Raw genomic sequence first — 14,995 nt, 5'->3', positions numbered from 1 at the left:
AACGTAAAGAATTGAAAATAAAGAAGATACTAGTTTCGCAGCCAAAGCCGACAACCGAGAAATCTCCGTATTTTGATTTGGCCGAAGAATTTGGATTGAAATTAGAATTCAAATCTTTTATAAAAGTAGAAGGTGTAACTGCAAAAGAATTCAGACAGGAAAGGATCAATATTCTTGATTTTACCGGAATCGTTTTTACTAGTCGTACTGCCATTGACCATTTTTTCCGTATTTGCACGGAGATGAGAGTGACCGTTCCCGACACGATGAAATATTTCTGTATATCCGAAGCTATTGCTTTTTACTTGCAGAAATATATCGTGTATCGAAAGCGGAAGATCTTTTATGGGGACAAGAAAGTGGAGGATATGACGAAAATTCTTTTGAAGCACAAGACCGAAAACTTTCTGGTTCCGGTATCAGATGTGCACAAAGAGAATATCCCAGCCCTTATGGATGAGTTGCATTTGAAGTACACGAAATCAATTTTCTATAAGACCGTATCCAGTGATGTAGCTGCCGAAATACCGGATTTGAAAGAGTTTGATATTCTTGCGTTCTACACGCCGGCCGGGATAAAATCGTTGTTCTATAATTACCCGAATTTTGAGCAGGGTACGACGATTATTGCCGCATTCGGAGAGGCGACAGCTGAAGCCGTGGAGGAGGCCGGGTTGAGGCTTGATATAAAAGCCCCGACGGAAAAGGCGCCCTCGATGACCATGGCGCTGGAGCAGTTCATTAGGGCTTACAACAAAGAAAATAAAGCGAAATAAAGAAAATGGACATCAAACGATGTCCATTTTTTGTATGTTTGCATTTGCATTATGGATGAAACGATAAAATACACGTTTTGTAAAGAAGAACGACTGTGCCGTAAAGGCGGGTTCGAGGAACTTTTGTCCTCGGGGTATAGTTTCGTGAGTTATCCGTTGCGAATAGTTATCCGGTTATATCCCAGGGGAGAAAAGGATTTTCCGGCCCGAATCGCTGTAAGTGTCTCTAAAAAACGCTTCAAACGAGCCGTGAAGCGTAATCGGGTAAAGCGTTTGATCCGGGAAGCTTATCGTTTGAATAAAAATAGTTTATACTCTTGTATTCCGGGAGATAAAACAATGGATATATTGTTTATATATTTGCATAACGAGATAGCTGAATTTGGTAAAATTGAAAAAGCGATAACCGGTGCTATTAAAAAAATTGTGGTCTATATTGAAAAGGATAGTGGTAGTGATATTGCTGATACCCATTAAATTTTATCAGTATTGTATCTCTCCCTGGAAACCCCCGAGTTGCCGTTATACCCCCACGTGTTCTCAGTACGCGGTGGAAGCTTTACGGAAACATGGACCGGTAAAAGGGCTATACTTGGCAATAAAAAGGATCTGTTCATGTCACCCTTGGGGAGGTTCTGGATACGATCCGGTCCCGTGAAATTTGCTATTTTAGAGGATATATACTATTTTCGCTAGATTGTTATTAAAATAAGATTATGAGAAAAAATACACGCATAATTATTTTCATCTCGGGAGTATTACTGTTGGCTTTCGGGGTTCTTGGTTTGAAAGAGGACGATAAAAGATTTCAAATCAGTAAAGGATTGGATATTTTTGCCACGCTTTTCAGGGACGTGAATCTTTTTTACGTGGACGAGGTGCAACCGGAGAAAATGGTACAAGATGGTATCGATGCTATGTTGAAGAAATTAGATCCCTACACGGTTTATTACCCAGAGACCAAGTTGGACGAGTTCAAAATGATGACGACGGGAGAATATGCGGGAATCGGGTCTATTATTGGCATGAAAGACGATTATGTCGTGATTCGCGAGCCTTACAAGGGATCACCCTCGTATAAGGCGGGTTTACTTCCGGGTGACTTAATTTTGTCGATTGACGGGGAAAGCATGAAAGGAAAGAATGTGGAGTACGTGAGTTCCCGTCTGAAAGGACAACCGGGTAAAGAAGTTGTGCTTAAAGTGCAACGGGTTGGAGAAGATAAACCGCTCGAAAAACGGGTACTGCGGGAAGTCGTTCAGGTTCCTAGTGTGCCTTATTACGGGATGTTGAATAACGAGATCGGGTATATTTATTTCACCGGATTCACGGATAAGGCTGCCGATGACGTACGGAGTGCTATCATGGATCTAAAGAGCAAGGGAGCGCAATCGCTTGTGCTTGATCTTCGCGGAAATGGGGGAGGATTATTGGATCAGGCCGTGGAAATTGCCAATTTCTTTTTGCCGAAGGGTTCTTTAGTCGTGAGTACGAAAGGGAAAATGAAACAATGGGATAAAGAGTATTTCACCTCGAAGAATCCGTTATTGCCCGATATGAAACTGGCTGTTCTTATTGACCGGACTTCGGCTTCGGCCTCTGAGATTCTTTCCGGTTCTTTGCAGGATTATGACCGGGCTGTCGTGATTGGGGAACGTTCTTTCGGGAAAGGTTTGGTACAGACTACCCGCGATTTGGTATACAACACGAAATTGAAAGTAACGACGGCTAAATATTACATTCCTAGCGGACGTTGTATCCAAGCGGTGGATTATTCTCATCGTAACCCGGACGGTAGTGTGGGAACGGTTCCCGATTCTTTAATTAAGCCTTTTAAAACCCAGGCTGGGAGGACCGTGTATGACGGGGGAGGTATTACCCCAGACGTGAAGATCGAGCCGGAGAAATATGCTAGGGTGACTCAGGAATTGGTGTTGCAGGATATGATTTTCGATTTCGTGAATGAATATGCTGCTGCACATCCCACGATTGCTTCTCCAGCTGAATTCGTGTTGTCGGACGAGTTATTCAACGAATTTAAGGAGTATTTGAAAAAGCATAAGTTTGAGTACGAGACAGCTTCTCAGACTGTTTTGGATAAGTTGGTAAAGACCGCACAAGATGAGAAATATTATGACCAGATTTCCACTCAATTAGAGCAATTAAAGAGTAGTCTGGGACATTCAATCGATCGGGACTTGGACGTTTTCAAGAAAGAGATATCCGATGTTTTGGCGGATCAGTTAATGGAACGTTATTATATGCAGGAAGGGGTGATTGAATATCACATTCGGAACGATAAAGACATTCTGAAAGCTTTGGAAATACTATCCAATAACGAGGAATATCAAAAAATATTGAGATAACGCAAAAAAAAAGATAGTAGTTTTTTGAAATTCCAAAAAACTACTATCTTTGCAGCGCAATTGCCCTATTGTGTAATGGTAGCACTACAGATTCTGGTTCTGTCTGTCTGGGTTCGAATCCTAGTGGGGCAACAAAAAGCAAAAATCCCTTGTAGTTTTAAACTATGAGGGATTTTTAGTTTCTGAATATTCTTGTAGGTTAATCAATAGTTGTTATTTTTGTCGCGTGAGTGAAAAGGCGATTCATACAAGAGAGCTCTCAACGGAGCGAAAGCAGAAAGATTTCTTCACAGAAAATTTTCCGTTGTATCTTCAATTTGCGCTTAAATATATAGCAGATGAGGATCTTTGTAAAGATATCGTTCAAGAGGCTTTTATCAATTGTTGGAAGTGTCAGAATAATTTTGAGGATGAGGTTTCTCTAAAAGCTTTTCTTTATAAAAGTATTCGTAATGGATGTTTGAACCAGTTACGACACAAAAATATCCGGGATAGGTATCTTAATTCATTACCTGAAGATTGGGAAACGGAAGATTATTTTATGGAGAATGTTATCCGAGAAGAAGTTGCGGATATTGTTCTTAAAGAAGTAGATAAACTTTCGGAAACGTCCCGGAAGATTATACTCCGCTCTTTGGATGGATTTTCTAATGAAGAAATTGCAGAAGAATTCGGAGTATCCGTGAATACGATAAAAACGCATAAAGCAAGAAGTTACATTATTCTTCGTAAGAAATTGGAACATTTGCGTTTTCTGTTACTTGCTTTGGTCCCCTGATATCAATTTGTAAAAAAATAATATTTACTGTCATTCTGTTTTCTTCCTGAAGTGTTCTATAGTAGAAGGATTAAAACATTTGATATGAAATCGGATATTCAATCATGGATAAGAGTTGCACGACGGATTGGCAAACATATACTGAATCAATCTGATATGGATTCAACAGTAAAAGTTTGGCGGAAAACATATAAGTCGAGCGAGAAAGTGATGAAAGATCTAAATGATCCTCATTTCTTTGCCCAGAAAGCTGTTTTAAGAGAAGAGATCAGTAAGCGATACACATGGGAAGATTTCATTGTTTGGCGGCAACAGCGCAATAGAAACAGGAGATTACAATTGTTACGTTATGCTGCGGTCGTGTTAATCATTATGGCGAGTATTCCGGTAATTTGGTTTTTAGTTGATAAGCCTGTAGGCTTTCCGGTTGTTGTACAATCCGGGATGGAAGCGGGAGGGAAAAAGGCTTTTTTGACGCTAGATAATGGGAATGAGATATTTTTGGATAAACAACTTTTATTGAAAGAAGAGGATGGAACCGTGATCCGGAACACTCAAATAGGGGAGGTTTCTTATCAAGATGAGGGGGGTATACCTTTGGATTCCGTGACTCGTTATAATACATTGTTTATTCCCCGGGGAGGAGAATATCAAATCACGTTGGCTGATGGGACAAAAGTATGGATGAATTCTGATTCGAAATTGATATTTCCGGTTCGATTTCCCGGTAACAAGCGGGAGGTTATTTTAGAAGGGGAGGCGTATTTCGAAGTGGCCCATGACACGACTAGGCCTTTTTGCGTGAAAGCATGTGGCATTGATATCCGGGCGACGGGAACTGCTTTTAATGTCATGGCTTATAGTGACGAACCGGAGTGTAAAGTTACTTTGGTGGAAGGAGGAGTGAATATTGAGAAAAACGAGTTCTTGATAAGTCAATTGACACCCCGAATGCAATTCTGTATAGATTTGAAAACTCAGGAATATAAAACAACTGAGGTTGATCTTCGAGTTTCGACAGCTTGGAAAGACGGGATATTCTTTTTCGAACAAGAATCTTTCAGGTCAATCATTGCTAAATTATCTCGTTGGTATGATATTACGATCGTTTGTAATACCCCTGATTTGTATGATTATCGTTTTTCTGGGGAAATACGGAAATATGAAAATGCTCTTAAAGTGTTGGATATGTTGAAATTAACGAACGAGATTACCTATTCGCTTCAAGCCGATCATAGTATAATTGTATTCAAGATAAACGATTAGAAACAAGTATGTTATGGAGACTAATAAACGAACGTTTATTAGTTAGTTTTTTCATGTGAATAAACTAAAGACCATGATTGATTTTTCATTTTTACACCTTCATATTTTGTTTATTTAAATAATTGTAAATAAATAATTTAACTCTTTTATATTCATTTCTAACCATTTTTGTTTTGATTGGATTTCCTGCTCGTTTTAGAAACGCAATAAACGTTCTATTAATGAGTTAATCTAATATTGAATTTATGAAAAAAAATTACGGACGACTTAGGGCAAATACTCGGAAAAGAGTAGCTGTTTTTCTATTAACATGCTGTCTGGTATGTACTCACACGATTCTTTGTGCAAGTATTTACGGGCAAAAAAAATTAGATATCGTATTGAATGATATATCATTGGTTGATGTATTAAAATATATTGACACGCAAACGGAATATGCCGTTTTATATCGTTCTGATCAATTAAGTAAGATCAAGTTGAAGTCGGTAAGTTTCAAGGATGCCACTGTGGACGAAGTTCTTTCCTTTTGTTTAAGGAATACGGGTTTTTCTTATCAAATAAATGAAAATACAATTGTTATCAGTAAACAAGTCGGGCAAAAGGATGTTTTGCCACAACAGAAAGTAATTCGTAATATACGGGGAATCGTGACGGATCAAAAACAAGATCCCTTACTGGGGGCAACCGTGATTATTAAAGGGACTAGCATCGGGACGGTTACGAATGCAGATGGTAAATTTACGCTAAAAGTTCCGGAGGACATGAAAACATTACTTGTTTCCTTTATCGGTTATAAATCTAAGGAAGTTCAACTTGGAGTAGCAGATTCGATTGCTATTGTTCTCGAAGAAGATGTTGTTGCTATGGAAGATGTTGTGGTTACGGGCTTTTTTGAGCGGAGAAAAGAGGGAGTAGCTGGTACTGTAACGACAATAAAAAAAGAAGACTTGCAAAAACTTTCCACGGGTAATATTTTTACCACGATCAGTACGATTGATGCCGGATTTAAGATCAATGAAGACAATGTTAATGGTTCGAATCCGAATAAATTACCGGATTTCACGATTCGGGGGAAGGGAAGTTTTCAAAATGGTTCTACTTCACCTTTGTTTATTTTGGATGGATTTGAAGTTTCCGCCGAGAAAATATTTGATATGGATGTGAACCGGATCGAGACGATAACTTTGTTGAAGGATGCTTCTGCCACAATTTTGTATGGTTCTCGGGCTGCCAACGGGGTGGTTGTCATTGAAACCGTAGCTCCTAAAGCCGGACAGTTACGGGTGACTTACGATTTTAAGCCGACAATTGCATTTGCTGACTTGACGGGATATGATTTGATGGATGCAAAAGAGAAATTGGAGTATGAGCGCTTGGCTGGCTTGTATGATCACTCGGGAGATTTGAATGAAGATTATGAAAAGGATGCGGATTATTACAGTCGGTATAAGAATATTCTTGAAGGAGTAGATACTTACTGGCTTTCTCAACCTGTTGAGAATTCTTTCTCTCATGCACATTCCCTGTACGTGGAGGGTGGTGTGGAAAATGTACGTTACGGTATTGATGCGTCATATAATCAACAAAAAGGTGTTATGAAAGAATCTGGACGTGATCGGATGGGTCTAGGTTTCTCGCTGATATACAGGATCAAAGATAAAGTGACAATAAAGAATTATGTTTCTTACGCTTACACGAAAGCTTATAATTCTCCTTATGGTGATTTTTCTATTTATGGACGTTTAAATCCTTACGAGCGTGTGCGTGATGATAAAGGAGAACTTATTCCTCTTTTGTTGAATGGAGAGTCAAATCCATTATATGATGCAGAATTGCCTGGTCGTGATTTTACGAAAACTCAAGAGTTTAATGAACAATTAAGCGTGGATTGGATCATGGGTGACGGTTTCCGCTTGCGAGGACAATTATCTGTCAGTAAGTCAAACAGTGAAACAGAGAAATATACTTCACCTTTTGCATCTCAGTACGTATTGGAGCAACGTAATCCGGAAACAGGGGCTCAGGAATATGTTCCGATCGAAAAACGGGGAGAATTAAGTTTGTCTACCGGGAATGTCATTTCAGTCGCTTCTAACGTGACGCTTAATTACAATAAACTGGTTGCAGAAAAGCATCTTTTTTATTTAGGTTTGGGAATGGAAGTTAATACGTCTAATAATCGTTCTAATGGTTATAGGCTGACCGGATTTCCTGATGATCGTTATTCGGATCCATCATTTGCAATTCAGTACAAAGAAGATACGAGGGCTTCGAGTAGCGAGAGTGTGACGCGTGCGATCGGATTCTTCGGAAATTTGAACTACATTTATGACAATCGCTTTTTCGTTGATGGTTCTTTACGGTATGATGGTTCTTCTCAATTTGGTGCGGATAATAAATATGCCTCTTTCTGGTCTTTTGGAGGGGGATGGAATATTCATAACGAGAGCTTTTGGTCGAAAACTTCTCTGATAAACATGCTGAAAGTAAGGTATTCTTATGGAATCACGGGTAATCAGGAATTTTCGGCTTATCAGGCAAAAACAATGTACAAGTTCCAAGTAGAACGTTTATATGGTACTTTGATTCCGGCAACATTGATGGGATATGGGAATCCAGATTTGAAATGGCAAACACAACGTCAGTCCAATATTGGTCTTGATTTTGGGATGATGCAGGATCGGTTTAGGATGACGTTTAACTATTACCGGAAACGAACGAAGGGAATGTTGACGTCCATTACGGTTGCTCCTTCCTTGGGATTTTCGTCAGACAGTTTTACGGCTAATCTTGGTGAAATTAAGAATGTCGGTTACGAGTTAAACTTGAATATGGTGTTTATCCGTGATCGTTCGAAAGATCTTGAGTGGGCGGTGTTTTTTCAGGGAGCGAATAACGAGAATACGTTGGTAAAAATATCAAATCAATTGAAAGGTATTAATGACCAGAATAATGCGAATAAAACAACGCCGGGAGCCGTTTACGAGGAAGGGCAATCCATGAGTGCGATCAAGGCTGTGAAATCGTTGGGGATTGACCCGGTAACCGGTCAGGAGATTTTTGTAAAGAAAGACGGGACTCTTTCTTATACATGGGATGCGAATGACAAGATTCTGTGCGGAGATTCAGAACCGAAGTGGTTTGGAAATATCGGTACTAATCTATTCTGGAAAGGCTGGAATCTGAATATGGTATTCAAGTATAGTTTCGGGGCAGATTATTATAATCAAACTCTTGCCTCGCGCGTGGAAGGAGCTAATCCTGCGGAAAACGCTGATCGACGGGTGTTAAATGATCGATGGACAACCCCGGGAAGTCATGCTCTCTATAAAAATATCAAGGAGTACACCACTACGTATATTTCCACACGTTTTGTGCAGAAAGAAAATACGTTTCTATTGAGTAGCCTTTCTCTTTCGTATGATTTCCCGAGGGAATGGTTGAAGAAATATCGAGTGAACACGTTGCGTTTGAGTTTTTTTGCCAATGATCTTTTCCGCTTATCGACAATTAAAGAGGAGAGAGGGTTGTCTTACCCGTTCCAACGTAGTTTTGTGTTCGGTTTGAATGTTGGATTTTAATATTGATAAATGATTATATTATGAAATCGAAAATATATTATATTATTCTGTCCATTTTGCTTTCGCTGACTTCGTGTAACAGTTGGCTTGATGTGACTCCGCAGGGGCAAATGGAAGCAACTGACATGCTTTCGTCTGAAAAAGGGTATAACTCTGCGCTCGGGGGTGTATACTACACGTTGTCAAGTTCATCCATGTATGGTAAAGAGTTGTCTTATGGGATGATGGATTTACTGGCACAATACTGGGATATCTCTAATAATACCTCACATTCTTATTACAAATTATCTCAGTATGATTATAAGGATGCGAATGCAATATCGAAGTTCAATGCCATTTGGAAAGGATTTTATTCTGCCATTTCTCAATGTAATCTGATTATTTCATCTATTGAGAAAAATCGTAGTAGTATTAAATACTCGGAATTGATAGAGGGTGAAGCTTATGGACTTCGGGCGTTTGCACACATGGAATTATTCAGAATGTTCGGTCCGGTGATAAAGAGCGAGGCAGATCTTGATAAACCAGCAATCGCTTATCGTACAGAATTAAATACGGTGGCGCAGAAATTTGAATCGGGTAGGGAGATTTTGGCAAAAGTAAATACCGATTTGACAAAAGCCTTGGAGTTGATGAAAGATGATCCGATTAAAACGATTGGTAGAAAAGGGGATTTAAATACGTCTCGGTTAGATTATAATGAGGTGGTTAATAGACGGGGATCTCGGATGAATTATTATGGTGTTCTCGGGTTATTAGCTCGATTAGAACAGTTAAGATTAAATCAGGATCAGGCTTATATCTATGCAAAACGGGTGATAGATGAGGTCGAAGAGACAAAAGCGATTACCCTTATTGACAAAGCGAATATTGAATCGACAGTAGATTCTTGGAAAGATTTGAATTATTCTTGCGAGATGTTATTCTCTCTTTACACGAACAATTTATATGAAATGACCAATGTTACGTTTTATATGGATGGAGAGAGTGGAGATTCAAGAACTTCATTCGGGATTACCACAAATTTGTACACCACATTTTTGAATGAGATATATGGACGTACACCCGATGGGGCAGGTACAGACAATCGCTTGCGTTATTGGTTTAAACTTCGAGAAGGTGGGGGATATTACGAGATATTGAAATTGAAAAAAGCTCCCGAGGCGCAAGGATTGTCGGCAGCCTATGATCCGGAAGTACCTATTATGCGTTTGCCCGAAATCTATTATATTGCTTGTGAGGCACAAATCGGTAAGGATAATGATTTAGCTCTTTCCTACTTGAATGCCGTACGTGAAACCCGTAATCTGGTGAAACTGGAAGGATCGTTAAGCGCGGAAGAATTGCGTGAATATTTAATACGGGACGAGCGTAAAGAGTTTATCGGGGAAGGATGTATGTTTTTGTTCTATAAACGATTATTTGCGTCGATTTATGTGAAACAAGGGGTTGTCATTGCCCCGTTGGATGCAAATTTTATTTTTCCGATACCGGATGCCGAGTACGAGTACTCGCCTAACGAGAAGTAAGCGAATGAATAACTATTTAAAAATCAGGATATGAATAAAATAATGAAACTATGCACGAGTATTTTCGTGATCGTGATGCTTTACTCGTGTAATCAGGATATCGATCGTTTCAACAATGCGGACAATTATATTTATTTTAATATGCCGTTCGTGTTAAATCAATACGGGAAAGAGACATCCGTGAGACAGGATAGTTTATCTTACTCTTTTGCGCTGGATGATATTTCAGTTACCTCGTACGTGTTTAAAATTCCGATCAATACAGTGGGGCTTGCTCATTCGCAAGAAAGGACTTACCGGGTGGAAGTTGTAGCTGACAGTAGTAACGTTACGGATGCGGATTGGGACAAAAGTTGTATTGAGAATTTGACGATTAAAAGTGATAGTTTACGTGACACTTTATACGTGAAAGTGTTTCGTTCCGAGAAGATTCGTTCACAATGGTGTCATATTGTCTTCCGACTTCTTCCGAACGAGAATTTCCAACTGGGAGACGAAAAGTTATTAACAGCCAAGATATCTTTTTCCGATATTTTGACACCCCCGGATTGGTGGAATAAATGGCAAGGAGTTTTTGGAGATTTCTGTCGGGAGAAATTTGTGAAATGGCAGGAAATCTATTATCTGGGAGCAGATCCGAACGTAGAGACAATAGGCGGACCGGGTCTTGGTAAGCCTCTGTACTGGGATAATATGCCTTACTATGCCATGTCTTCCTGGTATCCGTCAACATTTATGTTTGTCCGGATTATGAAACAATATTTTATTGATAATGAAGTTTATCCGGACGAGGATACTTCTAAACCTAGAGTTTTACTTCCATAAATAAGAGATCGTTATGAAAAGTATATATTTATTGTGCGTTATGCTAGGGGTTTTATTCTGTCGTTGTGCCGAAGATAAAGGAAATTATGATTATACTCCTGTAGATGAGCTGACGATTGAGGGAATTGATGGCACTTATACCAAGATCGTGGGCGATAGTATGAAAATACTCGTTACGTTTGAACACTCCGTTCAGGGAGAGAATGAAAATTACGAATATCTTTGGGAGATGGACGGGAAAAAAATAGCGGATACACGTGATTTGGGTATTCTTACTCCTTCAGACATGAGTTTTGGAAATAAAATATGTCGTTACACGGTGATTGATAAGGATAACGGGATGAAATATTATAAAAATTTTGCGGTAAATATCGTTTCTCCTTTTAATTGGGGGTATTACTTGTTAACAGAACGAGAGGATCATTCATCCGTGATTTCCTATTTTTCAGTGATGGATGAAAATGATAAATTTATTCAAACGACCTCAATAAGTGGTGTTGAGTTGGGTGATATGCCTCGTTCATTGGCAGGAAAATTCGGATATATTTCTGCTTTAAAGGATTATTTCTGGACAATAACCTCAGTGACATCAGGGGGAGAGAATCCGGTTATTATAACTGAAAATGCAACTTTTATTCCAAATAATATTGTCAACACGAGTTGTTTTGTTGATCAGGAGTCTGGTTATGTTTTTACTCCAGAATTTGCCCCTTTAAATAGGCAAGGGAATCAATTTTTTATTAGTCAGGGGAAGTTTATCAGTTATAATAAAGGTTTACTTTATCGTCCCGCAAAACATGACAAAGACTATTATTGGAGTGATCCGGTTTGGAGTCAGGCGGGTTATCCACATATGTTTGTTTTTGATAAACTTTCTCAGAAGTACTATACAATTCAATCTCAGCCCAATGTGCCGGAAGAGGGTATCGTGGGGGATTCTTATGCTTATGATAAAGTTGTAGCCATTACAGATTGTCCCAGTTTTGAGGGGCATACGATTATTGGTACGATGGCAGAGTATGCGGCTCCTTGGGATGATGCGACAATTGTGACGGCTAGTTCAAATGGGATTAGTTTGATAAAAGTATCTTATGCATATTCCAAGGGTGAGAGCAAATGTGGATCTCCTGTTGTATTGCCTTTAGCTGGTGTGGATAGTGATTCTAAGGCTTTATTAGTAGGTAAGGATTGGTATTTTGCCGTGGGAAACAAGATTTATACTTCTCCCGTTCTATTACCGACCTTGACGGATTTTGTGACAATTCCGGAGGATTGCGGTAAAATTGTGAGTATAAATAGTTCGGCTATGCAATCTCTATTGGTTGTTGCTACATACAATGAAAAAAGTAGCGAAGAATTGAAAGGATCGGTTATTTTTATTGATATGCAAACAAAAAAACAAACAGTGTACAAGAACGTAATTCATAAGTGTGTGTCTATTTTGAGTTGTAATGCGGATCCGTATGGCTGGGAGGGATATGGAGATGGTAAATAAAATAATATGTTAGTTTAAGTTATAATCATTTCGTCTGAGAGTTTTATCTTGGAAACAAAAAGAGGGAACAGGTGAAAAGACTTGTTCTCTCTTTTTGTGCGGTTTAGGGTAATCAGTAATTTTGGTAATAATATCTGTAATTTGTGTACGTCTTTATTGGATAATCCGGTATAATTTTGTATTGGATATGAAGCCGATATGGATTCATTAATCAAGTAAACGGAGATTGGTAACATGGAATTAATTAAAAATATTAGAAGACGTATGATTTTAGGTATTGTTATCGGGATTGTGGTAGTGGTAGTCGCGGTTGGGATCGTGTTCGTGAATCAGCCGAGTTTCGGGCGATTGCCGCAAGGAGAGCGGTTGGAGAGAATCAAGTCTTCACCTCACTATAAAAATGGGGCTTTCGAGAACCTGAGCCCGACGACGTTGATGACCTCGGATAAAGGACGGCTTCAAGGGTTATGGGAGTTCGTGTTCGCGAAGAAAGACGGGCTGGTACCCGATAAGCCGATCCCGGTGATTAAAACCGATTTGAAAGAATTGGACAGGGATTCAAATTTGATGGTGTGGTTCGGTCATTCGTCTTATTTGATGCAACTGGATGGGAAGCGGATACTCGTGGATCCGGTATTTTGCATGGCTTCCCCGGTTTCCTTTGTCAACAAACCATTCAAGGGGACGGATATTTACAAACCAGAAGATATGCCGGATATCGACTACCTCGTTATTTCCCATGATCATTGGGATCATCTGGATTACCAGACCGTGAAACGTCTGAAAGATCGGGTGCGCAAGGTGATTTGTCCGCTAGGGGTTGGGGAACATTTCGAATATTGGGGATTCGACAAGGAACGTCTTGTTGAACTTGACTGGCAAGAGAATGCGAAGTTGGATTCCGGTTTTATGGTTCATTGTCTGCCGGCCCGCCATTTTTCGGGGCGCGGTTTAACTTCCAACCAGTCATTATGGGCATCGTTTCTCGTTGAAACTCCCACCCGGAAGGTTTACATCGGGGGAGACAGCGGGTACGATTCCCATTTTGCGCGGATCGGTAAACAATTTCCCGGTATTGATCTGGCGATTTTGGAGAACGGGCAATACAATGAGGGTTGGAAATATATCCATACGATGCCTCGTTATTTAGGACAAGCAGCCAAGGATTTGAAAGCTAAAAAGATAATTACCGTTCATCACTCCAAGTATGCTTTGGCCAGGCATCGTTGGGACGAACCATTGGAAAATGAAATAAAAGCGGCAAAAGAAGATTCGTTGAATCTGTTTGTTCCGGTAATCGGTCAGGTGATCGGTTTGAATCCATTAGAAAAAGAAGCTCACGAATAAATTAAAAACAGAATTTTATGAAAAAGAGTTTGGGATTATTTTTGTTCATGTTAGTTATGCCGGTGATGGCATTTTGTTGTACTTCTTCCTCCGAGAAGAAGAATTCTCGGGAAGTTGGTGGGGAGAGAGAGAAGGGACAGGCAAAAGTTTATTTTACTAAAGATATCACACCGGAAGGGTTGATGAAGGTGTACAAGGCGTTGGGGCGTGCAGCAAGTGGAAAAGTGGCTGTTAAATTGAGCACGGGGGAGCCGGGAGGGAATAACTTCCTTAAACCTGCACTTATCCGAGATTTGGTGAAAGAGGTGAAGGGGACAATCGTGGAATGTAACACGGCTTACGGCGGGGGACGTGCTAATACCGAAGCGCATTTGCAAGCAGCCAAGGATCACGGATTCACGGCAATTGCCAAGGTTGATATCATGGATGCCGACGGGGAGGTCAGTCTACCGGTGAAAGGAGGCAAGCATTTAAAGGAAGATTTCGTCGGTTCGCATTATCTTGATTATGATTTTACGGTGGTACTCTCTCATTTTAAAGGTCATGCCATGGGAGGTTTTGGAGGGGCGATAAAGAATATTTCAATTGGTATCGCTTCGTCTACCGGGAAAGCGTGGATTCACACGGCAGGTAAGACGAAAGAGGATTTGTGGAATAATCTTCCCGAGCAAGATGATTTTTTGGAATCCATGGCGGAGGCTGCTAAAGCGATAGTAGACCATTGTGGAGATAAGATTTTATATATCAGTGTTATGAATAATCTTTCCGTGGATTGTGATTGTAGCGCTCACCCGGAGGCACCTCAAATGGGGGATATCGGGATTCTGGCCTCGCTCGATCCGGTTGCATTGGATAAAGCCTGCGTGGATTTGGTTTATTCGTCTCCGGATGAGGGACGGGTACATTTGATCGAACGGATGGAATCACGTCATGGTATTCATACCTTGGAACATGCGGAAGCTATCGGTGTCGGGACTCAGAAATACGAATTGATTGATTTGGATAAGTAGATCAATATAATCCATAAAACTT

General features: G+C 40.0%; 12 protein-coding genes and 1 tRNA gene. All 13 read left to right on the top strand.

What is annotated here, in order from left to right; genetic code table 11:
- Window positions 1-11 precede the first annotated feature (11 nt).
- The 13 genes from DWW52_RS08860 to DWW52_RS08800 all read left to right on the top strand — a co-directional run bounded on the left by DWW52_RS08860 (window position 12) and on the right by DWW52_RS08800 (window position 14,973).
- A complete protein-coding gene (locus DWW52_RS08860) occupies window positions 12-776 on the top strand; it encodes a uroporphyrinogen-III synthase (protein ID WP_118715131.1) in 765 nt (254 codons plus the stop codon).
- A gap of 51 nt (window positions 777-827) precedes the next feature.
- Entirely contained in the window at window positions 828-1,253 is a 426-nt protein-coding gene (gene rnpA / locus DWW52_RS08855; protein WP_118715130.1) for a ribonuclease P protein component, read from the top strand.
- On the top strand, window positions 1,210-1,434 hold the full coding sequence (yidD, locus tag DWW52_RS08850; RefSeq protein WP_370449500.1) for a membrane protein insertion efficiency factor YidD: 225 nt from the start codon (window positions 1,210-1,212) through the stop codon (window positions 1,432-1,434). The genes rnpA and yidD overlap by 44 nt, the downstream gene beginning before the upstream one ends.
- Before the next feature lie 58 nt (window positions 1,435-1,492).
- Window positions 1,493-3,142, top strand: coding sequence for a S41 family peptidase (locus DWW52_RS08845; protein ID WP_118715128.1), 1,650 nt, complete (start codon window positions 1,493-1,495; stop codon window positions 3,140-3,142).
- A gap of 61 nt (window positions 3,143-3,203) precedes the next feature.
- Window positions 3,204-3,274 (top strand) — tRNA-Gln (locus DWW52_RS08840).
- A 94-nt stretch (window positions 3,275-3,368) separates the two neighbouring features.
- Complete coding sequence (locus DWW52_RS08835; RefSeq protein ID WP_255418977.1) at window positions 3,369-3,920, top strand: RNA polymerase sigma-70 factor; 552 nt, start codon at window positions 3,369-3,371, stop codon at window positions 3,918-3,920.
- Window positions 3,921-4,004: 84 nt separating this feature from the next.
- Window positions 4,005-5,186: a FecR family protein gene (locus tag DWW52_RS08830; RefSeq protein ID WP_118715126.1), complete on the top strand. Its 1,182-nt coding sequence runs from the start codon at window positions 4,005-4,007 to the stop codon at window positions 5,184-5,186.
- Between the two features lie 245 nt (window positions 5,187-5,431).
- Window positions 5,432-8,767: a SusC/RagA family TonB-linked outer membrane protein gene (locus DWW52_RS08825; protein ID WP_118715125.1), complete on the top strand. Its 3,336-nt coding sequence runs from the start codon at window positions 5,432-5,434 to the stop codon at window positions 8,765-8,767.
- 20 nt (window positions 8,768-8,787) lie between these two features.
- A complete protein-coding gene (locus DWW52_RS08820; RefSeq protein WP_118715124.1) occupies window positions 8,788-10,296 on the top strand; it encodes a RagB/SusD family nutrient uptake outer membrane protein in 1,509 nt (502 codons plus the stop codon).
- Window positions 10,297-10,326: 30 nt separating this feature from the next.
- Entirely contained in the window at window positions 10,327-11,121 is a 795-nt protein-coding gene (locus DWW52_RS08815; protein ID WP_118715123.1) for a DUF4843 domain-containing protein, read from the top strand.
- A gap of 13 nt (window positions 11,122-11,134) precedes the next feature.
- Window positions 11,135-12,616 (top strand): PKD-like family lipoprotein, encoded by a 1,482-nt coding sequence (locus DWW52_RS08810; protein WP_118715122.1) that lies wholly within the window; start codon window positions 11,135-11,137, stop codon window positions 12,614-12,616.
- Window positions 12,617-12,850: 234 nt separating this feature from the next.
- Window positions 12,851-13,963 carry an MBL fold metallo-hydrolase gene (locus DWW52_RS08805; protein WP_305036207.1) on the top strand — a complete coding sequence of 371 codons (1,113 nt, stop codon included), beginning with the start codon at window positions 12,851-12,853 and terminating at the stop codon, window positions 13,961-13,963.
- Between the two features lie 17 nt (window positions 13,964-13,980).
- The gene (locus tag DWW52_RS08800) at window positions 13,981-14,973 is read left to right on the top strand and encodes a DUF362 domain-containing protein (RefSeq protein WP_118715120.1); all 993 of its coding nucleotides are present in this window, start codon (window positions 13,981-13,983) and stop codon (window positions 14,971-14,973) included.
- The last annotated feature ends 22 nt before the right edge of the window (window positions 14,974-14,995 follow it).

It is taken from the genome of Odoribacter sp. AF15-53 (assembly GCF_003479425.1).
In the GTDB taxonomy this organism is placed as follows: domain Bacteria; phylum Bacteroidota; class Bacteroidia; order Bacteroidales; family Marinifilaceae; genus Butyricimonas.
This window is presented reverse-complemented; position numbering and strand designations above follow the sequence as displayed.